This window comes from Streptomyces sp. NPDC031265 (assembly GCF_055570295.1).
In genome coordinates this window covers 423142-444652 of the sequence record NZ_JBVIHM010000002.1, presented here as the reverse complement: position 1 = coordinate 444652, position 21511 = coordinate 423142, and the positions used below count along the sequence as shown (strand labels likewise).

19 protein-coding genes are annotated in these 21511 nt (G+C 73.4%); 6 read left to right on the top strand and 13 right to left on the bottom strand.

What is annotated here, in order from left to right:
• Nucleotides 1-15: 15 nt before the first annotated feature.
• Complete coding sequence (locus tag ACZ499_RS06170; protein WP_468672745.1) at nucleotides 16-2055, top strand: ATP-binding protein; 2040 nt, start codon at nucleotides 16-18, stop codon at nucleotides 2053-2055.
• 103 nt (nucleotides 2056-2158) lie between these two features.
• Nucleotides 2159-3751 (top strand): SpoIIE family protein phosphatase, encoded by a 1593-nt coding sequence (locus ACZ499_RS06165; protein ID WP_468672743.1) that lies wholly within the window; start codon nucleotides 2159-2161, stop codon nucleotides 3749-3751.
• Between the two features lie 6 nt (nucleotides 3752-3757).
• Here the strand turns inward: ACZ499_RS06165 and ACZ499_RS06160 are convergent, their stop codons facing one another.
• The 6 genes from ACZ499_RS06160 to ACZ499_RS06135 form a co-directional block, all read right to left on the bottom strand.
• Nucleotides 3758-4291 (bottom strand): GNAT family N-acetyltransferase, encoded by a 534-nt coding sequence (locus ACZ499_RS06160; RefSeq protein ID WP_468672741.1) that lies wholly within the window; start codon nucleotides 4289-4291, stop codon nucleotides 3758-3760.
• Between the two features lie 49 nt (nucleotides 4292-4340).
• Nucleotides 4341-5054: a TetR/AcrR family transcriptional regulator gene (locus tag ACZ499_RS06155; RefSeq protein WP_468672737.1), complete on the bottom strand. Its 714-nt coding sequence runs from the start codon at nucleotides 5052-5054 to the stop codon at nucleotides 4341-4343.
• A gap of 13 nt (nucleotides 5055-5067) precedes the next feature.
• Nucleotides 5068-6141: a PDR/VanB family oxidoreductase gene (locus ACZ499_RS06150; RefSeq protein WP_468672734.1), complete on the bottom strand. Its 1074-nt coding sequence runs from the start codon at nucleotides 6139-6141 to the stop codon at nucleotides 5068-5070.
• Between the two features lies 1 nt (nucleotide 6142).
• Nucleotides 6143-7030 (bottom strand): metal-dependent hydrolase, encoded by an 888-nt coding sequence (locus tag ACZ499_RS06145; protein ID WP_468672731.1) that lies wholly within the window; start codon nucleotides 7028-7030, stop codon nucleotides 6143-6145.
• A gap of 87 nt (nucleotides 7031-7117) precedes the next feature.
• Nucleotides 7118-9034, bottom strand: a complete 1917-nt coding sequence (locus ACZ499_RS06140; RefSeq protein WP_468672730.1) for a hypothetical protein — start codon at nucleotides 9032-9034, stop codon at nucleotides 7118-7120.
• A gap of 599 nt (nucleotides 9035-9633) precedes the next feature.
• Nucleotides 9634-10449 (bottom strand): tyrosine-protein phosphatase, encoded by an 816-nt coding sequence (locus ACZ499_RS06135; RefSeq protein ID WP_468672728.1) that lies wholly within the window; start codon nucleotides 10447-10449, stop codon nucleotides 9634-9636.
• A 656-nt stretch (nucleotides 10450-11105) separates the two neighbouring features.
• Here ACZ499_RS06135 and ACZ499_RS06130 point away from each other — a divergent pair.
• Nucleotides 11106-11501, top strand: coding sequence for a hypothetical protein (locus ACZ499_RS06130; protein ID WP_371652356.1), 396 nt, complete (start codon nucleotides 11106-11108; stop codon nucleotides 11499-11501).
• Between the two features lie 87 nt (nucleotides 11502-11588).
• Here the strand turns inward: ACZ499_RS06130 and ACZ499_RS06125 are convergent, their stop codons facing one another.
• From ACZ499_RS06125 to glnII, 6 genes are all read right to left on the bottom strand, one after another.
• The gene (locus ACZ499_RS06125) at nucleotides 11589-13124 is read right to left on the bottom strand and encodes a DUF1996 domain-containing protein (protein WP_468672725.1); all 1536 of its coding nucleotides are present in this window, start codon (nucleotides 13122-13124) and stop codon (nucleotides 11589-11591) included.
• A 116-nt stretch (nucleotides 13125-13240) separates the two neighbouring features.
• The gene (locus tag ACZ499_RS06120; protein WP_468672868.1) at nucleotides 13241-14386 is read right to left on the bottom strand and encodes a methyltransferase; all 1146 of its coding nucleotides are present in this window, start codon (nucleotides 14384-14386) and stop codon (nucleotides 13241-13243) included.
• Between the two features lie 213 nt (nucleotides 14387-14599).
• Nucleotides 14600-15247, bottom strand: coding sequence for a response regulator transcription factor (locus tag ACZ499_RS06115; RefSeq protein WP_468672723.1), 648 nt, complete (start codon nucleotides 15245-15247; stop codon nucleotides 14600-14602).
• Nucleotides 15232-16503, bottom strand: a complete 1272-nt coding sequence (locus ACZ499_RS06110) for a sensor histidine kinase (RefSeq protein WP_468672721.1) — start codon at nucleotides 16501-16503, stop codon at nucleotides 15232-15234. The genes ACZ499_RS06115 and ACZ499_RS06110 overlap by 16 nt, the downstream gene beginning before the upstream one ends.
• Nucleotides 16504-16698: 195 nt before the next feature.
• Nucleotides 16699-17286 carry a winged helix-turn-helix domain-containing protein gene (locus ACZ499_RS06105; protein ID WP_468672718.1) on the bottom strand — a complete coding sequence of 196 codons (588 nt, stop codon included), beginning with the start codon at nucleotides 17284-17286 and terminating at the stop codon, nucleotides 16699-16701.
• 454 nt (nucleotides 17287-17740) lie between these two features.
• On the bottom strand, nucleotides 17741-18769 hold the full coding sequence (gene glnII, locus ACZ499_RS06100; RefSeq protein WP_468405561.1) for a glutamine synthetase: 1029 nt from the start codon (nucleotides 18767-18769) through the stop codon (nucleotides 17741-17743).
• Between the two features lie 188 nt (nucleotides 18770-18957).
• Between glnII and ACZ499_RS06095 the strand changes: the two genes are divergently transcribed.
• Together ACZ499_RS06095 and ACZ499_RS06090 are read left to right on the top strand one after the other, a co-directional pair.
• Nucleotides 18958-19908 (top strand): Gfo/Idh/MocA family protein, encoded by a 951-nt coding sequence (locus ACZ499_RS06095; RefSeq protein WP_468672715.1) that lies wholly within the window; start codon nucleotides 18958-18960, stop codon nucleotides 19906-19908.
• 145 nt (nucleotides 19909-20053) lie between these two features.
• Nucleotides 20054-20578, top strand: a complete 525-nt coding sequence (locus ACZ499_RS06090) for a carboxymuconolactone decarboxylase family protein (RefSeq protein WP_468405557.1) — start codon at nucleotides 20054-20056, stop codon at nucleotides 20576-20578.
• Between the two features lie 20 nt (nucleotides 20579-20598).
• On the opposite strand, the gene ACZ499_RS06085 is transcribed toward ACZ499_RS06090, so the two are convergent.
• The gene (locus tag ACZ499_RS06085; RefSeq protein ID WP_468672711.1) at nucleotides 20599-20958 is read right to left on the bottom strand and encodes an arsenate reductase family protein; all 360 of its coding nucleotides are present in this window, start codon (nucleotides 20956-20958) and stop codon (nucleotides 20599-20601) included.
• Nucleotides 20959-21098: 140 nt separating this feature from the next.
• Here ACZ499_RS06085 and ACZ499_RS06080 point away from each other — a divergent pair, with 140 nt between their 5' ends.
• Nucleotides 21099-21380 carry a hypothetical protein gene (locus tag ACZ499_RS06080; RefSeq protein ID WP_468672709.1) on the top strand — a complete coding sequence of 94 codons (282 nt, stop codon included), beginning with the start codon at nucleotides 21099-21101 and terminating at the stop codon, nucleotides 21378-21380.
• Nucleotides 21381-21511 lie beyond the last annotated feature (131 nt).

The following is a 21511-nucleotide window of genomic DNA, read 5'->3' as shown; positions in this document are numbered from 1 at the left end:
GTCCAGACTGTGCCCGTGTTGGGGAATCTTCCAGCGGAGACCACGAGCTTCGTCGGCCGGTCGGTGGAACTGGCCAACCTGGACGGCCTGTTGCGGGGCCACCGGCTCGTCACGGTCACCGGCCCGGGCGGCGTGGGCAAGTCCCGGCTCGCCCTGCGCGCCGCACGCGAGCGCCGCGCCTTCTGTCCCGACGGGGTGTGGTGGGTCGAGCTGTCCCCCCTGTACGACCCCGAACTGCTCGCCGCCACCGTCGCCGACCACCTGGGCGTCACCGACCAGACCACCCGCACCGCCGCCGAGGCGCTGTGCGGCTGGCTCGCCGACAAACGGCTGCTCCTGGTCCTGGACACCTGCGAGCACATGGTCTCCGCCTGCGGCCACCTCATCGGGGAGCTGCTGCAGACCTCGCCGGGGCTCACCGTCCTGGCCACCAGCCGGCAGTCCCTGGGCCGCCCGGAGGAACGTGTCTTCTCCCTCGCCCCGCTGCCGCCCGAGGGCGCCGCGCTCACCCTCTTCAAGCAGCGTGCCGTCGACGCCGTGCCGCACCTGTCGCTGAGGTCCTTCGAGAACCCGGCCCGCGCCGCGGCCGCCGCGGCAGTCTGCCGCAGACTCGACGGCATCCCGCTCGCCATAGAACTCGCGGGCGCCCGGCTGCGGATGTGGAGCGTCGAGCAGCTCGCCGAACGGCTCGACTCGCGCTTCGAGGTCCTCTCCGACACCCGGACCGCCCGGCTGCCCCGCCACCAGACCATGCGTACCACCATCGGCTGGAGCCACGAGCTGTGCGCCCCGCTGGAGCGGCTGCTGTGGGCCCGGCTCTCGGTGTTCGCCGGGAGCTTCGGCCTCGAAGCCGCCCAGGACGTCGCCGCGGGCGGCCCGCTCGCCCCCGAAGCCGTCGGGCCCGCGCTCGCGGGCCTGGTCGCCAAGTCCGTCGTACGGGCCAAGACGCACTGCGGCCGGGCCGGTTACCGGATGCTCGACACCATCCGCGAGTACGGCCGCCAGTGGCTCGGCGAGCTCGGCGAGGAGGCGGCCGTGGCCCGGCGCCACGCCGAGCGCTGCCGCCGCCTGGCCCGCGCCGCCGAGGCCGACTGGATGGGCTCCGGCCAGGTCGAGTGGTACGAGCGGCTGGCCGCCGGGCACGCCGATCTGCGCACCGCCCTCGATCACCTGCTGGCCACCGACCCCGGCGCCGCGCTCGGCATGGCCTCCTCGCTCTGGTTCTTCTGGTTCTGCTGCGGGCACCTGCGCGAGGGCCGCGGCTTCCTGGAGCGCGCCCTCGCCCTCGACCCCGAGCCCGGTCCGCGCCGCGACGGCGCCGAGTGGGCGCTCGGCATGACCGCCCTCCTCCAGGGCGACATGGAGACCGCGCTGCGCCAGGGCAGGCGGTGCGTGAGCGCCGTCGACCCCGAGTCCCGGCTGCGCGCCGCCTATCTGCTCGGCGCCGCCATCCTGATGCCGGGCGACGCCGAGGGCGCCCTCGACGTGTGCACCCCGGCCATCGACGCGGCCGACGACGACTTCTCGCCCGGCCTCGCCCTGTGCGTGCTCGCCCGCGTCTACGCCCTCAACAACCTCGGCCGCTACCGCGAGGCCGCCGCCGAGGGGACCTGGCTGCGCGACCAGTGCGCGAGCCGGGGGGAGCGCTGGATGCGGGCGTACGCCGACTACATGCTCGCCGTCACCGCGCTGGCGCTCGGCCGCGCGACCGAGGCCGCCGAGCACGCCCGCGCCATGCTGGCCGGCAAACGGCTGCTCCACGACAGCTTCGGCATCGCCCTCGGCCTCGACCTGCTCGCCTGCGCGCTGGCCGCCCGGGGCGACGGTGAGGAGGGCGCCCTGGTCCTCGGCATCGGGCAGGAGTACTGGCGTACCGTCGGCAAGGCCCAGATGGGCGCGCCCAGGCTGACCGCCGTGCGCGAGGAGTGCGAGCGCCGGGCCAGGGCCGCCCTCGGGGACCAGGCCTACGACACCGCCTTCCGCCGGGGGGCGCGCGCCGGGCTCGACCAAGGCCTCAGCTATGCCCTCAAGGGTGATTTCGCACAGGGAAGTTGACCCGGGGCCTCCGCGGGCGGCCCGCGCGCTACGGTGTGGACGTACCCGCCGCCCGATCCGTACCACGCCCACCGGGGCCCGACGGCCCCACGGGGGATGCGCCGTGAACCCGTCCCACACCACCGTACTGGTCGTCGACGACATCGACGCCAACCGCTACGCCATGGGCGCGGTCCTGCGGCGCGCGGGCCACCGGGTGGTGCCGCTGGCCACCGCGGCCGCGGCCCTGGTCGAGCTCGACACCCGGGTCAGGAACGGCGCCCTGCCCGACGCGGCCCTGGTCGACGTGGGCCTGCCCGACATGGACGGCTTCGAACTGTGCCGCCGCATCAAGGCGCACCCCGAGATCGCCACCATGCCCGTGGTGCACTTCTCGGCCGCGGCCACCACCCCGCGCGACCGCACCAGGGGCCTGGACGCGGGCGCCGAGGCCTACCTCGCCGTGCCCGTCGAGCCCGAGGAGATCCAGGCCGTCGTCCGGGCCGCCCTGCGCGGCGCCCGCTTCCGCCACGACGCCGACGCCCGCGCGGGCCGCCTCGCCCGCCTCGCCACCGCCACCACCGCGCTGTACGGGGCGAGTTGCCCCCAGGAGCTCGCCGACACGGCCGCCGCCGCGGTCACCGCCCTGATCCGCTGCCGGGCCGCCGCCTACGTCTTCGGTGCCGACGGCACGCTCCACGCGGGCGGCCCGGCGCGGGGCGAACACGCCGGCACCACCGCCGCGGTGGCCCCGCTGCTCCAGCGGGCCATGGCGGGCTGCACCGGCGTACGGTCGCGGATCGCGCCCGCGCCGCTGTGGCCCTCCGGCGTGCTGCCGACCGGCGAGGAGGACGGCGACGCCCGGCTGATGCTGGCCCGCAGCAACGCCGACCAGCCGCCGGTCTGTCTGGTCACCCCCGTCCACGCCACCGGGAACCAGGACACCCGCGCCCTGCTCGCCCATCTCGCCGAGGCCACCGCGCTGGCCGCCGAGTCGCTGCGCAGTGCCGCCGAGGAGCGGCACATCGCGCTCACCCTCCAGCGCAGCTTCCTGCCCCAGCACCAGCCCCGGCTGCCCGGCGCCGACGTCGCCGTGCGCTATGTGCCCGCCTCCACCCGCGCCGAGATCGGCGGCGACTTCTACACCGCGCTGCCCACCCCCGACGGACTCCTCGTCGGGGTCGGCGACGTCGTCGGCCACTCGCTCGACGCGGCCACCGTCATGGTCGAACTGCGCCACGCGCTAAGGGCGTACGCGACCGACGAGCGCGACCCGGCCGTCCTGGTGCGCCGCCTCGACCGGATGCTCCAGCTCTACCACCCGGAGGCCACCGCCACCCTCTGCCTCGCCCTCATCGATCCGCTGCTCGGCCGCGCCCGGATCGCGAACGCGGGCCACATACCGCCCCTGGTCGTCCCCGGCCGGGGCGAGGCGGACTACCTCGACGTCCACGGCCCGCTGCTCGGCCTCGGCCTCGACCACCCGGACCCGTACCGCCACCAACTGACCTCCGACGACGTCCTGTTGATGGTGACGGACGGCCTCATCGAGACGCGCGGCACCGACCTCGCGCTCTCCATGGAGCGGCTGCGCCAGCTCGCGGCCGCGAACGCCTCGCGCGGCACCGGCGCCCTGTGCGACGCGCTGCTGAGCGCGTTCGGCAGCCGCGAAGACGATGTGGCACTGCTGGCCCTGCGGCTCACCGGTCTGGTGTGACGCGGTTCAGCCGAGCCGCTTCTCCATCAGCACGACCGCGTAGTTGCTGCCGCGGCCCTCCTTGAACGGCTGCTCACCGGCCACCGCGTACCCGGCCCGCTCGTAGTAGGCGCGCAGCCCGGGGCTGGAGGCCTTGAAGTCCAGCCGGGACAGGGCGCGCCCGGCCGCCGCGATGCGCTGCTCGGCGTGGGCGAGCAGGGCCCGGCCGGTTCCGGCGGGCGCGAGCGTGCGGTCGGTCATCAGCCGGTGCACATAACCCGCCTCCGGCGGCCGCACCCCCCAGGCGGGCTCGTCCCGCCACCACAGCTCGTACGCCCCGGCCGCGCGGCCGTCGGCGGTCAGGGCGAGCCAGACCTCGCCCTCGTCGATCCGCAGCCGGAAGTGCGCCGCGTCCTTCTCGCCGGGGGCCCACTGGTCGATGCCGCTGCCCCGCATCCACCGCGCGGCCCCGTCGTACAGGCCGGTCAGCGTGGCCAGGTCGGCCTCGGAGGCGAGGCGGAAGGTGAGGCCCGGGGAGAGCGCGTCCGTCGGTGTCGTCATGGTGATCAAGGTACGGGGGCGGGCCCCGCGCTCACCGTACGGGTGCGGCTCAGCCGGAGCCGTCGGCGGGCGCGAGCGCCAGCAGCCGGGCCACCAGGTCCCCGAACGGCCCGTCCGCGGGCTCGTCCGCGAGCATCCGCAGCACCACCGCCGCCATCTCCGCGTCATAGGCCGCGCTCACCGCCGTCAGCGCCGCGAAGTCGTGGACCAGCTGCAACTCCAGCTCCGAGCGCGGGATCCGGCGCCCGTCCAGCCAGATCAGGGCCGTCGACTCGGCGAGGGAGACCCAGGAGCGCACCACCAACTCCAGGCGCGCGGGCGGGTCCTGGACGCCCAGGTGGGCGAGGATCTGGAGGTACGCCGCGTGCCGGACCTCGTCGATCATGGCGTTGGCGGTGGTCGAGCCGCCCGCCGAGGCCGCGGGCCCGCCCCGCATCAAAGCGGCGAAGCCCGGTCCATGGCCCTCGACGAAGTCGAAGAAGCGGCCCATCACCCGCAGCAGCCGGGCTCCCAGCGGCCCCTCCTGCGGCTCCACGAACCGGCCCGCCAGCTCGTCGGCCGCCAGCCGCAGCGCCGCCTCGTACAGGCTCTGCTTGCCGGGGAAGTAGTGGTAGACGAGCGGCCGCGATATCCCGGCCGCCGCCGCTATCTCGTCTATGGAGACGTCGTCGGGGGAGCGGTGGCTGAACAGCTCCAGCGCGACCCCGATCAGCTGCCGCCTGCGCTCCTCGACGCCCATCCTGCGCCGCACCCCGGTCGTCATGCGAACAGAGTACCTACAGGTCGAGCACGAGTTTCCGCCCGAGGCAGCGCGATACGCAGATCAGCATCGAGTCCTGCCGCTCCGCGTCCGTGAGCAGCTCGTCCTGGTGGTCGATCTCCCCCTCCAGGACCCGCTGTTGACAGGTTCCGCAGAAGCCCTGCTCGCACGAGTACGCGAGGTCCGGCAGCTCGTCGCGGACCGTGGCGAGCACCGAGCGGCCCGCCGGGACCGTGAGCGTACGGCCCGTGCGGCGCAGTTCGACCTCGAAGGTGCCGAGCTGCGCGGTGCTCGCGCCGGGCGTGAACCGCTCCAGGTGGAGGGCGCGCCCCTCGGGCAGGGCCGCCGCCACCGCGTCCATCAGCGGCTCGGGCCCGCAGCAGTACACCGCCGCGCCCTCGCCCGAACCCGCCAGGAACACGGCCGCGTCCGGCAGCCCCGCCTCGTCCTCGGCGACCACCGTGACGCGCCCGCCCGGGGCCCCCAGCTTCTCGATCTCGTCCAGGAACGGCATGGTGGCCCGCGACCGCCCGCCGTACAGCAGCCGCCACTCGGCGCCCGCCGCCTCGACGGCCCTCAGCATGGGCAGAATCGGGGTGATGCCGATGCCGCCGGCGACGAACGCGTACGACGGCGCCTGGGCCAGCGGGAAGCGGTTGCGCGGCCCGCGCACGACCAGTTCGGCGCCCTCCCGCAGCTGCTCGTGGACCTCGCGCGAGCCGCCCCGCCCGTCCTCGATCAGCCGGGTGGCGACGGTGTACGTGGCGCGGTCGGCCGGGTCGCCGCAGAGCGAGTACTGGCGGATGAGGCCGGACGGCAGCACCAGGTCGAGGTGGGCGCCCGGCCGCCACTCGGGCAGCCGCGTTCCCGCCGGGGATTCCAGCCGCAGCAGCGCCACGCCCTCGGCGGGGACGGCCCGTTCGGCGACGGTGAGCCGCAGCGAGGGCGCCCGCCGCCCGCCCTGCCCCGATACGGGCGTCTCCAGCGCGGGCATCGGCCACAGCGGGGACGCGGCGATACGGCGGCGCACCGCCCGCCGCACGAGCAGCGCCGCCCCGGCCGCCAGGACCACGGACCTCGTACGCGGCATGTCAGCGGCCTCCGTTGGCGCCGGGCGAGCCCGCCAGATAGGCCACGGCCTGCGCGGTCGAGCCCTCCTGCGAGGGGTGGTACGTACGGCTGAGATAGCGCGGGATCGAGCGCGCCATCGCGGCGGCGGTGGGCAGCGTGCCCTGCCGTCCGGCGCGCAGGAAGTCCCGGAAGGTCGCCCGGCCGTCCAGCAGCGAGGGGTCGTTCTCCATGAAGAACCGGGCGCCGCGCTGCCAGAGGAAGACCAGCGCGGTGAACGCGGTCGCCCAGGTCCGGGCCCGGCGCCGGTAACTGCCGTCCACGTGCATGAACAGGTCGAAGGCGACCGACCGGTGCTCGACCTCCTCGGCGCCGTGCCAGCGCAGCAGGTCCAGCATCACCGCGTCGGCGCCGCGCTTGTCCAGGGAGTCGGCGTTGAGGATCCAGTCGCCCAGGAACGCCGTGTAGTGCTCGATCGCCGCGATCGTGGCGACCCGCTCCATCAGCCACCACTCGCGCGCCCGCCCCGGCGGCAGCGTCCGGTCGCCGAGCAGCTTCTCGAAGAGCCAGTCGACCTGCGCGGTGTACGGGGTGGGGTCCAGGCCGAGCGCCTTGAGGTGGGGGAGCACGTCGTCGTGGGCGGCCGAGTGGGTGGCCTCCTGCCCGATGAACCCGATGACGTCCTCGCGCAGCCGATCGTCGCGGATGTACGGCAGCACCTGCTTGTACACGTGCACGAACCAGCGCTCGCCCGCCGGGAGCAGCAGGTGCAGCACATTGATGGTGTGGCCGGTGAACGGGTCGCCCGGGACCCAGTGGAGCGGCGTCTTCTCCCACTCGAACGAGACGTTCCGGGCCTTGAGCTCTATGTGCTCCGAGACCACCGGAGCGGGCTGCGGCGTATTAGACATGGCGTCAATGTACTGACGGGTAGACGTCTGGCAACAGGGTTGTGCGAGGAGTTGTTCGTACGGAACCGGTCACCGGTGTCCACGGGTTCAGCGCAGGGCGGCGACCCCGGTCCCGTCCGCGAGGCGGCCTTCGAGCTGCGCCCGGGCGCCCTCCTGGGTGCGCACGGCGAGCAGATGGCCGCGCTCGGCGGCGTCGACGCCGCCGGAGACGGCCACCCGGGCCAGGTCCTCGCTGCCGGCCGCCAGCACGTACCAGTGCCCGCCCCGGGACTTCCACAGCACCCCGGCGAGCACACGCGGCTCGTGCGTGCCGCAGGCGGCGCTGTTCTCGGCGCGCGCGGCCACCGCGCCCGCCGTGGCCTTCCCGGCGCCCGGCGCCTGGAACTGGGCGAGCACCCGGCTGTCCGTGCCGGACCAGGTGTCGGCCCGGGTGCACAGCCAGGCGGCCGTGCCGTTGGCCTCGGGCAGCTGCTGCCTGGCGAACTGCCACGCGTTCACGGTCCGCACGCCGTGCGAGCGCACGGTCGGCAGCAGACACGCGGTACGGGCCCAGGCCTCGCGGGCGGCGGTGCCCGTGACGTCCTTGGGCGTGTCCGGCGGCCCCCAGGTGAGCCGGGCGGGCGCGAGCTCCCCGAGGTCGGTCAGCAGCCGCCCGGCCGAGTCGTCGCGCAGCTGGAGCACGTCCCAGGAGGTGCAGTCGCGGGCCTGGGCGGGTGAGACCAGCGGGGAGGTCACGCCGTCCCGGTCGCGGGGGAGCGGGCGGGGCGCGGCGGACGGGTCGAGCAGGTCCCGTACGGCCGCCTCGCGCACCCAGGGGGCGGTCAGATAGCGGACGTTGCCGTCGGTGCGGCCGACCACGAGCGCCCCGGCGGAGGCGGCGTCGGTGCCGTCCACGCGCGCGAAGTCGAGCGCGGCGCCGGAGGTGCCGTCCACCGGCTCCGCGTACCGGGCGACCCGCAGGCCGTCGTAGAACAGCACGGCGGAGACCCTGTCGACGCGGCCCGCGTACAGCAGCTGGGGCGCGCCCATCGGCGGCCCCGACGGCGTCCCCGGCGTGGCCGAGACCTGCACGGAACGGCCCGGCCGGGCCCAGACGGCGAGCGCGCGCCGCAGCAGCGCGGAGTCGCCGGTGAGGGAGCCCCGGGCGGGCCAGACGGAGAAGTCGGTACGGGCCGAGGTCCGCCACACGGCGCCGTCCACCCGGACGACCCGCGCCGGGTCGAGGGCGGCCTCGGCGGCGGGATTGCGGGCGTACGGGGGTGCGGCCGCCCCGTCCGGCCCCCAGCCGTCACCCGGGAGCCCCAGGAGCGTGCCGCAGACCATGAGCGCGGCGGCGGCGACGAGGGCGGCGCGCAGGTGCTGGCGGCGGCGCATCAGGTCGGGGGGCCGGGCCTGGAGGGAACAGGGGTCGAACTCGGCGGCTTCGAGCAGCGCGGCACCGTCCCCCGGGTCTCCCGCCTCCTCGACGGCGCCGTCGGGGTCCTCGACCCCGAGGGCATCGAGCTCTTTCCGTACCTCGGCGTCACTGAGCCGGTCGAGGCCGCGCAGTACGAAGGCGGCTCTTGCGGGTCCGCTGAGCGCGGAGAGCCGCTGGTCCAGGGCGAGTTCATCGGCCCCGCCGGAGCGGGGGAACAGCCGCAGCCCCCACACCTGCGGCAGCACCGGCGGCAACTGCGCCCGCTTGGGCCAGGCCCGCCGCCGCAGCGGCAGCCCGGCCTCCAGCGCCTGCCGCACGACCTGCCGCCGCACGAACCCGTACCCCGGATCCCCGTGCCGCGGCGCCGGAATCGCGGCCTGGGCACCCCCGTGCTTCCTGGGCAGCGACCGCTGCACCAGCGCGTGCGCGGTCAGCACCCGCCGGTTGCGCCCGAGGGAGGGCGGCAGCACGAGATAGGCGAGCCGGGTCAGCCGGGGATAGTGCTCGACGAGAGCGGCTTCGGCCTGCTCGATGCCGATGGGGGTGGGACGGCTGAGGATGTCCTGGGGCGGGGCCACGTTCAGCAAAACGAGCGAATCGTGGGATGGTCACCGGGGTGCGGGTCGCGGGCTCGTCTGCGGGCCCGGTGGGGGCGCGGCCCTTCTCGGCCCGGTGTCCGTCTGCGGGTTGTGTTCGGCTGGTCGCGCAGTTCCCCGCGGCCTTTTTCGGCCCGGTGTTTGTCTGCGGGTCGGCTGTGGTTGCTCGCGCAGTTCCCCGCGCCCCTGAAGACAGAACGGGGCCTGGCCACATTTCAGCCCTCGGGCGTTTGAGGAGAGGGGCGGGGGCGGAGCCCCCGAACGCGGGGTGCAGGGGCCGCAGGCCCCGCCCTCCAGGGGCGCGGGGAACTGCGCGACCAGCCCAAGGCGACCTGCAGACGAACGGGGTCCGGGGGCGGAGCCCAGGTAACCGACCCACCCCTTGCACGGGGTCCGGGGGCGGAGCCCAGGTAACCGACCCACCCCTTGCACGGGGTCCGGGGGCGGAGCCCAGGTAACCCACCCACCCCCTGCACGGGGTCCGGGGGCGGAGCCCCGAAGCGGGGTGCAGGGGTCGCAGGCCCCGCAACGGGGGGCCGGGGGCGTAGCCCTCGGGAAGCGAGCCTCAACCCCACCCACCCCCGGAGGGTTCAGGGAACGGGCGGGGTGGGGGGATCCACCAAGCGGGAGCGGAGCCGCCGCACCACCCTCTCCCCCACCCCCAACCCCTCCCGCACATACGCCCCCATCGACCCGTACCGCGACGCCACCTCCCCCAACCCCGCCGCCAGATACTCCGGCACCACCCCGATCACCGCGAGCGCGATCTCCGGATCACCCCCCTGCGCCGTGAACCCCTCGATCAGCGGCGCGAACGCCTGCCGCACCGCCCCGTTGACCGACAGGTACTCCCGCTCCACCACCTCCGACGACGCCCCCAGCAGGGACAGCAGCACCGTCGCCCCCCACCCCGTACGGTCCTTGCCCGCCGTGCAGTGGAAGAGCACAGGACCCGCGTCCTCGGCCGCCAGTTCGAGCAGCAGCGTCCGGTACGCGGCCCGGGCCGACGGCGACGACACCAGGCCCCGGTACAGGTCGCCGAACACCACCTGTGCCCGGCCCCCGCCGAGGTGCTGCTCGGCCGCGACGGGGTCGGCCAGCACGTGCCGCAGCTGTGCGGCAGCCGGCGCCCCGGACCCGCTCACCGCGTTCGCCAGCACGTCCGCGACGACGAGCCGCGCCCCGTCCGGCAGCCGGTCGGGCCGCTCGGCCCGCTCGGCGTCCGTACGGAGGTCGACGACCGTACGGATCCCGAGCCCGGCCACCGCCGGGTCCCCGCCCGGGTCGAACCGTTCGAGTGCCCCGGCCCGGAAGACCAGGCCGGGCCGGACCGTACGGCCCCCGGCGAGCGGCGTACCGCCGAGATCGCGGAGGTTGGCGACGCTGGTGGCGGGGATCGCGGTCATGGGCGGACGCACTCCTGTACAGGGGGAGAGGGGGCGGGGAACATGGCCTGGACTCGTCCATGTGTGCCCCCATCCGCCCCGAAACGTAACAACACCCCCTGCACCACCGCCCAACCCCGGAACTCCGCCGTCCCCCGCGCCCCACTGCCCCCATTGGCCGCACTCATGAACAGCCCCGCGTCCTGGACGGCGGCCGTCCCCGGCACCGTCACCGTGCCTACCGTCTGACGGCTCGCCCCGGCGTCCGTCGAGCAGGCGCCGGCCGGTGACCCGGAAGCGGTCGGGGCCGCCGTCGGGCAGCGGGATCAGCCGGGATCCGGTCGGCGTGCTCGGGCACGAGCCGGACGAGGGTGTCCCGGGCGGGTCCGGTGTCGAGCAGGTGTGCAACTGCGGAGGGTGCCGGGGCCGCGTGCGCGGGGGGTGCCGCCCCGACCGCGGCCCCGGCGCCGATGGCTCCCGCGATGCTCAGCACCGTACGTCTCGACGCGTTCGAGGGACTCGGGAGCTCGGTCATGGGCTCGGCGCTCCTCGTGTTGTTGGGGTGACAACAGGCGCGTGCGGAGCGCACGTCAACGGCGCGGCGGGTGCCGGGCAATGGGGCCACTGAAATGGCCAAACGCCCACGGGGAGAGAGTGTTTGAAGGCACGATGGACGCATGCGCACTCTTGTACGAGCGGCCCTGGCGGCCGCGGTCGTGACCCTAGCCGCGGGCTGCGGAGGGCACGGCCACGACGCGCCGAAGACGGCCGGCGGAACCCTCGAACAGATCGCGGCCCAGGCCGCCTGCAAGCCGAAGATCTCCACCAACGCGGCCGAGCTCCGGCAGGCCAACTGCGACACCAAGGACGGCCGTTATGTCCTGGCGACCTTCGCCACGGACCGCGGCCAGCGGGAGTGGATCAATGGCGCCAAGGACTACGGCGGCGCCTATCTGGTGGGCCGCAAGTGGGTCGCCGTCGGCGACGAGAACGTGGTCAACGCGCTGCGCGGCCGGCTCGGTGGCAGTGTCGAGACCGGGACCAACCATTCCGGACACCACCACATGAGCTGACCGCGCAGGGGATGCTCCCCCGGGTGGGGTGACCCGGGGGAGCCAATCAGGGGGAGCGGGTTTCCAGGCGCGTGCGCGCCCTGTCGGTCAGGCGCAGCTGCGCCCCGTGTTGATGCAGGTCACCGCCTTCCTCATCAGCTGATCGCTGAAGACGTTGATGAAGTCGCCGTGATCGGTGACGGGCTTGTGGAGCTGCTCGGGGAACGAGTCGACGGCGAACCCGGGACCCGGCGGCACGGCGTACACGATCCGCTGCTGGAGCTGCGGGATCGCCTTGAAGCCGCGCGCGCACGCACCGTTCTTGCCCGCGAAGGCGACGTGCGTCCGGTGGTTCGCGCTGTCCGTGTTCTTCCCGTCCCAGCAGCTCTGGAAATTGAAGGTGCGGACTACTTTGCTGCCCTGGGGACAGATCGGGTATTTGTCCTTGAGCTGGCGGTTCTCGAATCCGGTGCAGCTCCAGGACGCGTTGGCATTCGCGTTGCCGTTGGTGAATGCCTTCGCGTCGCCGGTGATGATCCGCAGAAAGCGCGGCATCGCGGTGACCTTGCTGACCGGATTTCCGGCGAACTTGATGGTGACCTGGACGGGCGTCTGGATCTTTCCGACGTTCTTGTCCTTGCCGCCGCCGTCCGCGTTGGCGTCGTTCTCGTTCTGGCCGTTCTGCAGACGCACTACGGGCCAGTAATACGTGGACTTGTCGCCCTGATTGCGGCAGCTCGTACCGCCATTGGCCAGAACGGCGTCGCTGGCGAAGGCGTCGTTCGCCTGGTTTCCGACATAGTCGTGCATATGGTGGGCGCCATTGCTCACACCGGGCGCGACGATGACGTTGTCCGGATTCCGCTTCGCATTCTGGTTGACGCCGCAACTACTGGTGAAGAGGCCGGTCGAGCCGTTGCGCTGGGTGCGGGGGGTCCGCACATTCGGCTGTACGGACCGGATGTCGACGAAGTCGCTCTTCGCGGGCCCGTTCCCAACGCCCTGCGCCTGACCACCGGCGCCCTGGCCCTGACCTTGGCCCTGCCCTTGGTTCTGTCCTTGTCCCTGGCCCTGGTTCTGGCCCTGGCCGCCCTGGCCCGGCCATTGGCCCTGGCCCTGGTTCTGGCCCTGGGCCTGCCCGGCCGCCTGGGCGGCTCCCTGGCCGCCTCCGCCGCTGTCGTCGGCGCGCAGGGTGCACGGGGCGAGCCCCTGCATTCCCTGCGGCTGCCGTCCGCCGCCGCGGCCGACGGCGCCGGCGATCCGGTCGAGCGAGGCCGTCCGCTTGTCCTTCAGCGGATCGAGTACGACCTGCTGGCCGTATCCGGGATCCCGGTCGACACGGTCTTTGTTCGAGGCGAACTTCTCGTATGCGTCGGTGATCTGCGTATCAATGGCGGCCAGTTCGCGGTCCACCTCGGGGCGGGCCGAATCCGGCACGTCCGGCAGGCTGTTGGACACGTCCGGGCAGTCGATCGTCGACACATTCCGCACCGGGGCGGCCCGTACTTGGGCCTTCCCCGGGTCGTCACTGGCCGAGGCGTACACATTCACCGCGACAAGGCCGCCCCCGCCGATGAACAGTGCCGCGGCGGCCATCGTCATCCGCCGGGGGAAGGTCGGCCGTTTTCGTATTGAGCGTCCCATGGAACTCCTTCGCTTGAAGCAGCGCGTCGTTCCATACGCATGGGGCGCGTGGGGCGTTCAACGCCCCGGCTATTTCGTAGGTATCTCCAGAAACACCGGTCGCCCGGATCGGACGTTCAGCGCTTGACCGCGCGCAGCACCACGAACTTCGGGTCGCTGGCGACGAGTTCGCTGTTGCCGAAGAGCCGCTGGAGCTTGAGGTGGTAGCCCAGGTGGCGGTTGCCCACGACCCACAACTCGCCGCCCGGCCGCAGCGCTTCGCGCGCGTCCGTGAACATCCGCGTGGAGGTGCGGTCCGTGGTGGCCTGATGGGTGTGGAACGGCGGGTTGTTGAGCACCAGGTCGGCCGTGCCCGGCGGGAACCCGCTCAGCCCGTCGCCGAGGCGGAACTCGGCGTTGTCCTCCCGGGCCGCGCCCGTGCAGAGCCGGAACGTCGCCCGCGCCGAGGCGATCGCCTGGTGCGACTCGTCCGTGAACACCACCGTCGCCTCGGGGTTGGCGAGCGCCGCCGCCGTGCCCACGATGCCGTTGCCGCAGCCGAGGTCGACGACCCGGTCCGGGCCGGAGCGGGCGGGCAGGTGCTGGAGCAGGAAGCGGGTGCCCATGTCGAGGCGGTCGGCGCAGAACACGCCCGCGTAGTTGGTGACGGCGAGCCCGGAGGCCGGGCCGATGCCCATCTCCAGGGAGTACGTCAGCGGCCACGGGTTCACCGGCCGGGCGAGCTCCGGGTCCGGCTCGCAGAAGATCAGCCGGGCCTTCTTCTCGGCCAGCGAGGTCTTCGTCGGGCCGAGGAGCCGCTCGAACAGGTTCAGCGTGGAGGTGTGGATGTCCTTCACCATGCCGGTGCCGACGACCACGGTGTCCGCGTGCACGCCCGGCGCGAGCCGGTGCAGCTGGTCCTCCAGGAGGGCCAGGCTCTTCGGTACGCGGACGATCAGCACGTCCACCCGGGCGGGCGGCTCGTCGTGGGTCGAGAGCAGCGTGACGGCGTCCTCCGCCACCCCCGCCCGCGCCAGGTTCGCCCGGGTCGCCTCCTGGCCGAGGAAGGACTCGCTGATCTGCGTGAGGGAGCCCGCCCCCCGGGCCGCGAGGGCGGTCGTCAGGGCGCCCCACCGGTCACCGAGGGCCACCACGGACCCCGAGAGGTCCGTGTCCTCCAGGTGCCGCAGCAGGTACTCGTCGGCGGCGTCCCAGGCCCGCAGCTGATCGCGCGGGTCCTCGGGAAAGCGGGTCAGGTCGTACGGGCCCCAGGGCGTGTTCATGCGGTTCATTCCGGCCAGGCTAACCCGCCGGGGGCCCGCTCCCGCGCCACCCACGCGTGGGAACGGGGCTGGGGGCGGCCATGGCGGTCCTTCGCGGTCCCGGCCCACCCCACCCCCTTGGGGCGCGGGGCTGTGACATAGGCGGCTCCGCCGCGTGGGCGCGACCGGCCCCCCACGGTCAGCAGCCGAACAGAATCCGCACCCGTGAAACGGTCACGCTCGCTCCAGATAAGCCAGCACGGCCAGTACCCGCCGGTTGTCATCGTCGGAAACCGGCAGCCCCAGCTTCGCGAAGATGTTGGACGTGTGCTTGGCGATCGCCCGCTCCGTCACCACCAGCTGCTGCGCGATCGCCGCGTTGGAGCGGCCCTGCGCCATCAGCTCCATGACCTCCCGCTCGCGCGGGGTGAGGCCGCCCAGCGGCTCGTCCCGGGACCTGCGCGTCAGGAGCTGCGAGATCACCTGAGGATCCATCGCGGTGCCGCCGCCCGCCACCCGGCGCACCGCGTCCACGAACTGCTCCGCGTCGAAGACCCGGTCCTTGAGGAGGTAGCCGACCCCGCCGTTCCCGTCGGCGAGCAGCTCGCGCGCGTACAGCTGCTCCACGTGCTGAGACAGGACCAGGACCGGCAGCCCCGGCCGGGCCCGCCGGGCGGCCAGCGCACACTGCAGGCCCTCGTCGGTGTGCGTGGGCGGCAGCCGTACGTCGACGATGGCCACCTCCGGGTCCGACTCGGCCAGGGCCCTGGTCAGTTCGGGCCCGCTCTCGACCGCCGCGACTATCTCGAAGCCGAACGCCTCAAGGAGCCGTACGAGCCCGTCGCGGAGCAGGAAGAGATCTTCGGCTAGGACAACGCGCAAGGGATCTCCATGGTCACCATGGTGGGGCCGCCCACGGGACTGCTGACGGCCAGGACGCCGTCGAATGTACCCAGTCGCCGCTCCAGGCCGCTCAGCCCCGAGCCGCCGCCCACCCGTGCCCCGCCACGCCCGTTGTCGGTGACCGAGATGCGCAGTGCCCCGCTCGCGTACGAGAGGTCGAGCCAGATCCGGTCGGCCTCGGCGTGCTTGACCGCGTTGGTGAGGACCTCGCTGACCGCGAAGTACGCGGCCGACTCGACCGGTGCCTCGGCGCGCCCGGCCGGCAGGTCCACGTCGCACTCGACCGGCACCGGCAGGCGCAGCGCCAGGGCGCGCACCGCGTCCCCGAGGCCGCGTTCGGCGAGGACCGGCGGGTGGATGCCCCGGACCAGGTCGCGCAGTTCGGTGAGCGCCTCGGCGGACGACTCGCGCGCCTTGACGAGCAGCGCCTTGGCCTGCGCGGGGTCCTTCTCGATCAGCGCCTCCACGGTGCCCAGGCTCATGCCCATGGCGACGAGCCGGGCCTGGGCCCCGTCGTGCAGGTCGCGCTCGATGCGGCGCAGTTCGGCGGCCGAGGTGTCCACGGCGTCGTGCCGGGTCTCGGTGAGGCGCTCCACCCGCAGCGCGAGCTCCTGCTCCCGGGTCGGCGCCAGGGAGAGGGCGGCGAGCCGGAAGTGGGCGCGGATCAGGGCCGGGTTCACGAAGAGGCCGAGGAGGGCGTAGGCGGCGCCGAGGGCGACGGCCATGTTGGCGGTGGACTGGGAGGTGATGTGGAGGAAGGTGAACCACTCGCCGCCGCCCGCCCGGTCGATGGGCTCCCAGACGCCCGCGGCGAGCACGATTCCGTACACGAAGTAGAGCGGCAGCACGGGCGCCAGGATCGCGATGAGGAAGCCGGCCGTCATGTCGGTGAACATCCACTGGAGGTCGCGCCAGGTCGCCGGGTCCTTCAGCAGCAGTCCGCACCGCTCGACCGTCCCGGTCACCCCGGACCGCGGATCGCGGGGGAGCGGGCGGTAGGGGACGGGGATGGTCACGCCCGCCCACTCCTTCGCCCACACCCGGTGCCGGTTGGCGTGGTCGCGCACCAGCTTCAGGACGTGCGGGGTGGTCAGCACGCCGATGCCGACGGGTATCAGCGCGATGGACACCACGGCCCAGGTGAACAGCGTGATGGAGACGACGACGCCCGACGCCGAGAGCACCGACCCGCGCCGGGCCGCCACCAGGGCGTCCCGTGCCTTTGTCACGATCATCGTCGTCCTCTTCCTCGCATCGCTCTTCCGGGTCCCCAGTCTCGCCGCACCACCCGGGCGCGGTCACGGGGCCGGTCCCCCCAGCCCGGGGTGTACCTACGTACACCCCTTGACCTGGTATTCAGCCCGGAAAAGGGACTGCCCCCGGCACGGAGGTCCGTGCCGGGGGCAGCCCGGTGAGCGCGTACGGGCGGATCAGGGCGCGTACTTGTACCCGACCCGCCGGATCGTCTGGATCGCGTGGCGGTGCTGTGTGCCCAGCTTGCGGCGCAGCCGGGCGACGTGGACGTCCACGGTCCGGCCGTCGCCGACGTGGCCGTACCCCCACACCGTGGTCACCAACTGGTCGCGGGTGTGCACCCGCTGAGGGTGCGCCACCAGATGGGCGAGCAGCTCGAATTCGAGGTACGTGAGGTCGAGCACGCGCCCGTCGACCTCGGCGGTCCGGCGGACCGTGTCGATGCGCACGAGCGCGTCGCCGCCGCTCGCCGCGTCCGCGTACGGCTCCTCGGCGACCGGCCCGGGCTCGGCGGCGAGCAGCGGCTGCTGGTCGGCCGGGACGAGCACCAGATAGCCGACCATCGGCGGCCGGCCGGGCAGCGCGGGCAGGGTGTGCTGGGGCGCGGGCAGCCAAGTGGCGCCCGGCGGAAGGAAGTCGGCGACCGTGCCGGTGGCGGCGACCTCGTCGCGGTCGACGGCACGGAGTCGATGGCGTCCCAGGGGTGCGGGACCGGGGCGGTCAGCGGTCGCGGCGGAGGCGGGGAAGGTACGGGCGTTCGCCATGACAGGTCAGCTCTTTCGCGCGGAGTCGTCGGCAGGGGACGTACGTCGTTGCGCGCGGGCCGAAGGCCTTCGGTTCAGGGAGGCTTTAGAGGGCCGGCGCGTTCATCGCGCGGCAACACACCCGGTCGAAGTCGTGGTCCTGACGAGACGGCCAGAACGGCTCCAGGTCGCTGCGACCTGTGGCGGGGTTCGGGTAGCTGGCCATGCGCCCATTCAACCAGATCCTCCCGCCGCTGAGCAGCGCCCTCCCACAGGCTGATACGGAACCTTGGCGCACGGTGACCGGAACCAGGGCCTGTCCTGCGGATCTGGTCGGCACGCGGCGAAAAGGCGCCCAGGGCCGAGGCCGGCCGGATCCGCCGGACAGGCCCCAGCCCTGCCACAACGCCCGGAGGGCGCCCACCGCGTGTGCGGTGGACGCCCTCCGGGACGGTTCCTGCGAGCCGGGTCCGGCTCAGACCTGGCCGGCCTTCTCCAGGCCGGTGCAGCAGGTCTCGACGATCAGCCGGGTCACGACGTACGGGTCGACGTTCGCGTTCGGGCGGCGGTCCTCGATGTAGCCCTTCTTGTCCACCTCGACCTGCCACGGGATGCGGACCGAGGCGCCGCGGTTGGAGACGCCGTACGAGTACTCGTTCCACGGGGCGGTCTCGTGCAGGCCGGTGAGGCGGTCGTCGATGCCCGCGCCGTAGTGCTTGACGTGGTCCATCGGCTTGGAGCCCTCGCCGAGCGACTCGCACGCGGTGATGATCGCGTCGTAGCCCTCGCGCATCGCCTTGGTGGAGAAGTTGGTGTGCGCGCCCGCGCCGTTCCAGTCGCCCTTCACCGGCTTCGGGTCGAGCGTCGCCGAGACGTTGAAGTCCTCGGCCGTACGGTAGAGCAGCCAGCGCGCGATCCACAGCTGGTCGGAGACCTCCAGGGGGCCGACCGGGCCGACCTGGAACTCCCACTGGCCGGGCATGACCTCGGCGTTGATGCCGGAGATGCTCAGACCCGCGGCGAGGCAGTGGTCGAGGTGCTTCTCGACGATCTCGCGGCCGAAGATCTCGTCGGCGCCGACACCGCAGTAGTAGCCGCCCTGCGCGGCCGGGAAGCCGCCGACCGGGAAGCCCAGCGGACGGGCGCCGTCGAAGAACGTGTACTCCTGCTCGATGCCGAAGATCGGCTCCTGCGCGGCGAACCGCTCGGCGAGCGGACGCAGCAGCGCGCGCGTGTTGGTCTCGTGCGGGGTGCCGTCGATGTCGAAGACCTCGCACAGGACGAGGACGTTGTCACCGCCGCGGATCGGGTCCGGACAGGAGAAGACCGGCTTCAGCACCCGGTCGGAGGCGTGGCCCTCGGCCTGGTTGGTGGAGGAGCCGTCGAAGCCCCACACCGGCAGCTCGGCGCCGTCGGGCACACCCGCGATGATCTTGGTCTTCGAGCGGAGCTTGGCCGTCGGCTCGGTGCCGTCGATCCAGATGTACTCAGCCTTGAACGTCACGGAAGCCATCCTTTGCGGGAGCTGCTGGTGGTGCGGAAGCCGGTGGGGCGCCGTGCGGGGCGCCGCGGCTGTTGCGGGCAGCCTCACATCCCGGGATTTCCCGTCCGTTGCCCGTTTGTGAACCCGGTGTTACTCAGGTTTCCTTCATCGCGCCGATTTTGTTCGCCGCGCTGAGCACACTTGTCCGTATGACCAACGCATCCGGCACCGCCGCCCGCCCCGCACCCCTTCGGATCGGACTCCTCGGCACCGGCCCGTGGGCCGTCGCCGCCCACGCGCCCGCGCTCGCCGCACACCCGGACGTCGAGTTCGCCGGCGTGTGGGGGCGCCGCCCCGAGGTGGCGGCCGCGCTCGCCGCCGAGCACTCCGTCCCCGTGTACGGGGACGTGGACGAGCTCTTCGCGGCCTGCGACGCGGTCGCCTCCGCCCTGCCCCCGGACGTCCAGGCGCCGCTCGCGGTACGGGCGGCGGCGGCCGGGTGCCATCTGCTGCTCGACAAGCCGGTCGCCACGGACACCGGCCGCGCGCGCGAGGTCGCGGACGCGGCGGAGCGGGCAGGAGTCGCCTCCGTGGTCTTCTTCACCCTGCGCTTCGACCCGGGTACGGCCGGATGGATCGAGAGCCGGGCCGCGCTCGACGGCTGGTTCACCGGCCGCGCGCACTGGCTCGGCGCGCTGTTCACCCCCGGCGCCGCCCCCAGCCCGTACGCCGCCTCGCCCTGGCGCCGCGAGAAGGGCGCGCTCTGGGACGTCGGCCCGCACGCCCTGTCGGTCCTGGTGCCGGTGCTCGGCGAGGTGACGGCGGTGACGGCCGCGCCCGGCCCCGGCGACACGGTCCATCTGATCCTGCGCCACGCCTCGGGCGCCTCCGCCACGGTGACGCTCGGCTTCACGGCGCCCGAGGCCGTGGCGGGCGTGGGCGTGGAGTTCCTGGGCGAGCCGGGCGTGGTGGCGATGCCGCAGCCGGACGGCGTGGACGGGGCGTTCGCGGCTGCCCTGGACGCGCTGCTGCACGCCGTGCGCGGCGGGGCGCCGCATCCGTGCGACGCGGGGTTCGGGGCGCGGGTGACGGAGGTGCTGGCGGACGCGGAGCGGCAGCTGGGGAAGGGCGAGGGTTTCCGGGGGGATCCTCCCCGTTGAGTACCAATTGTTTCGCCCGAAAGTATGACAACGGAACGGGGTCGGACGGGCTCGGGGGGCGGGCTCGGGGTCCGGAAATTGACCCACCTTTCCGCCCCGGAAATGCACCTGTGGGCCGGTCGCCCGACCCCGTAGATTAATGATCATGACGACGACGCAGATCGCCCCGAAGACGACCGACATCAACGAGACCATCGCCCGGGCCGCCGCCCAGAACCCCGTACGGATCGACTTCGCCAAGGCCAACCCGAAGGCGTTCAAGGCGATCATCGCCATGAACATTGCGGCCACCGAGCACCTCGACCCCGCCCTGGTGGAGCTGGTGCAGATACGGGCCTCGCAGATCAACAACTGCGCGTACTGCCTCCACATGCACGTCAGCGACGCGCACAAGGCGGGCGAGAACCCGGAGCGCCTGCACATGGTGGGCGTGTGGCGCGAGGCGGCGCACTTCTTCACCTCGCAGGAGCGCGCGGCGCTCGCCCTCACCGAGGCGGTGACACTGATCGCGGACGGCGAGGTGAGCGACGAGGTGTTCGAGGAGGCCGCCGAGGAGTTCAGCGAGCAGGAGCTCGGCGGGCTGCTCGCGCTGATCTTCACGATCAACACGTGGAACCGCCTGAACGTCACCGCGCGGAAGGTGGCGGGGACGGACGAGCGGGTTCGTTAAGGGGGCGGGGCCCCCAGGCCTCACCGGGAGAGCGCGTCCCGTACCGCCTCCTCGGTGCGGCCCACCACGGCCGTACCGTCCTCCGCCGTGATGATCGGCCGCTGGATCAGCTTGGGGTGCGCGGCGAGCGCCGCGATCCAGCGGTCGCGCGAGGCGGACTCGCGCGGCCACTCCTTGAGCCCGAGCTCCTTCGCATCGGCCTCCTGGGTGCGCGTGATGTCCCACGGTTCGAGGGCGAGCCGGTCGAGCACGGCCCGGATCTCGTCCTCGGACGGCACGTCTTCGAGGTAGCGGCGGACGGTGTACGAGGCGCCCTCGGCGTCGAGCAGTTCGACGGCGCTGCGGCACTTGGAACAGGCGGGGTTGATCCAGATCTCCATGGGGGACAAGGTACCGCCGATACGGCTGTGACCTGCTCAAAGCCCCTTCGGTCAGCTGCGGTTGGCAGCGGCGATTGTCAGTGGTGGGCAGTAAAATTGAGGCAGTTCGTGAGGGTTCCCGACTGCCCAGGAGGATGCCCATGGCCGCTGCCGTACTGACTTCGCGTGCCCCGCAACAGCTGTCCCTGATGTCCCTGAAAAAGGTGCCGCTCCCCGCCGGGCGTCCACGTGCGTGGTACGAGACGCACAACAGGCGCCTCAAGGCGATGCGCCTGGCCATCGCGCTGCTCGACACGGGTGTGTACCAGCCGGAGCACGCGCCCGACCGCAAGATACGGAGCACGGCGGAGCTGATCGGAGTGCACCCGCCGTCCGACACGACGTGCCGGATGGTCCGGGCGCTGATCCGCTCCGGCCGCTGACGCGCGGGTGGGGGGGGGGGGGGGGGGGGGGGGGGGGGGGGGGGGGGGGGGGGGGCGTCGGGGGGGGGGGGGGGGGGTGGGGGGGGGGGGGGGGGGGGGGGGGGGGGGGGAGGTGGGGGGGGGGGGGGGGG

Coding starts and splice junctions, on each gene's coding strand:
- ACZ499_RS06125 (WP_468672725.1), bottom strand. CDS start 13,124: ATGGGACGCTCAATACGAAAACGGCCGACCTTCCCCCGGCGGATGACG.
- ACZ499_RS06090 (WP_468405557.1), top strand. CDS start 20,054: ATGACGACGACGCAGATCGCCCCGAAGACGACCGACATCAACGAGACC.
- ACZ499_RS06080 (WP_468672709.1), top strand. CDS start 21,099: ATGGCCGCTGCCGTACTGACTTCGCGTGCCCCGCAACAGCTGTCCCTG.
- ACZ499_RS06135 (WP_468672728.1), bottom strand. CDS start 10,449: ATGACCGCGATCCCCGCCACCAGCGTCGCCAACCTCCGCGATCTCGGC.
- ACZ499_RS06120 (WP_468672868.1), bottom strand. CDS start 14,386: ATGAACACGCCCTGGGGCCCGTACGACCTGACCCGCTTTCCCGAGGAC.
- ACZ499_RS06150 (WP_468672734.1), bottom strand. CDS start 6,141: ATGCCGCGTACGAGGTCCGTGGTCCTGGCGGCCGGGGCGGCGCTGCTC.
- ACZ499_RS06110 (WP_468672721.1), bottom strand. CDS start 16,503: ATGATCGTGACAAAGGCACGGGACGCCCTGGTGGCGGCCCGGCGCGGG.
- ACZ499_RS06155 (WP_468672737.1), bottom strand. CDS start 5,054: ATGACGACCGGGGTGCGGCGCAGGATGGGCGTCGAGGAGCGCAGGCGG.
- ACZ499_RS06105 (WP_468672718.1), bottom strand. CDS start 17,286: ATGGCGAACGCCCGTACCTTCCCCGCCTCCGCCGCGACCGCTGACCGC.
- ACZ499_RS06160 (WP_468672741.1), bottom strand. CDS start 4,291: ATGACGACACCGACGGACGCGCTCTCCCCGGGCCTCACCTTCCGCCTC.
- ACZ499_RS06145 (WP_468672731.1), bottom strand. CDS start 7,030: ATGTCTAATACGCCGCAGCCCGCTCCGGTGGTCTCGGAGCACATAGAG.
- ACZ499_RS06085 (WP_468672711.1), bottom strand. CDS start 20,958: ATGGAGATCTGGATCAACCCCGCCTGTTCCAAGTGCCGCAGCGCCGTC.
- ACZ499_RS06130 (WP_371652356.1), top strand. CDS start 11,106: ATGCGCACTCTTGTACGAGCGGCCCTGGCGGCCGCGGTCGTGACCCTA.
- ACZ499_RS06095 (WP_468672715.1), top strand. CDS start 18,958: ATGACCAACGCATCCGGCACCGCCGCCCGCCCCGCACCCCTTCGGATC.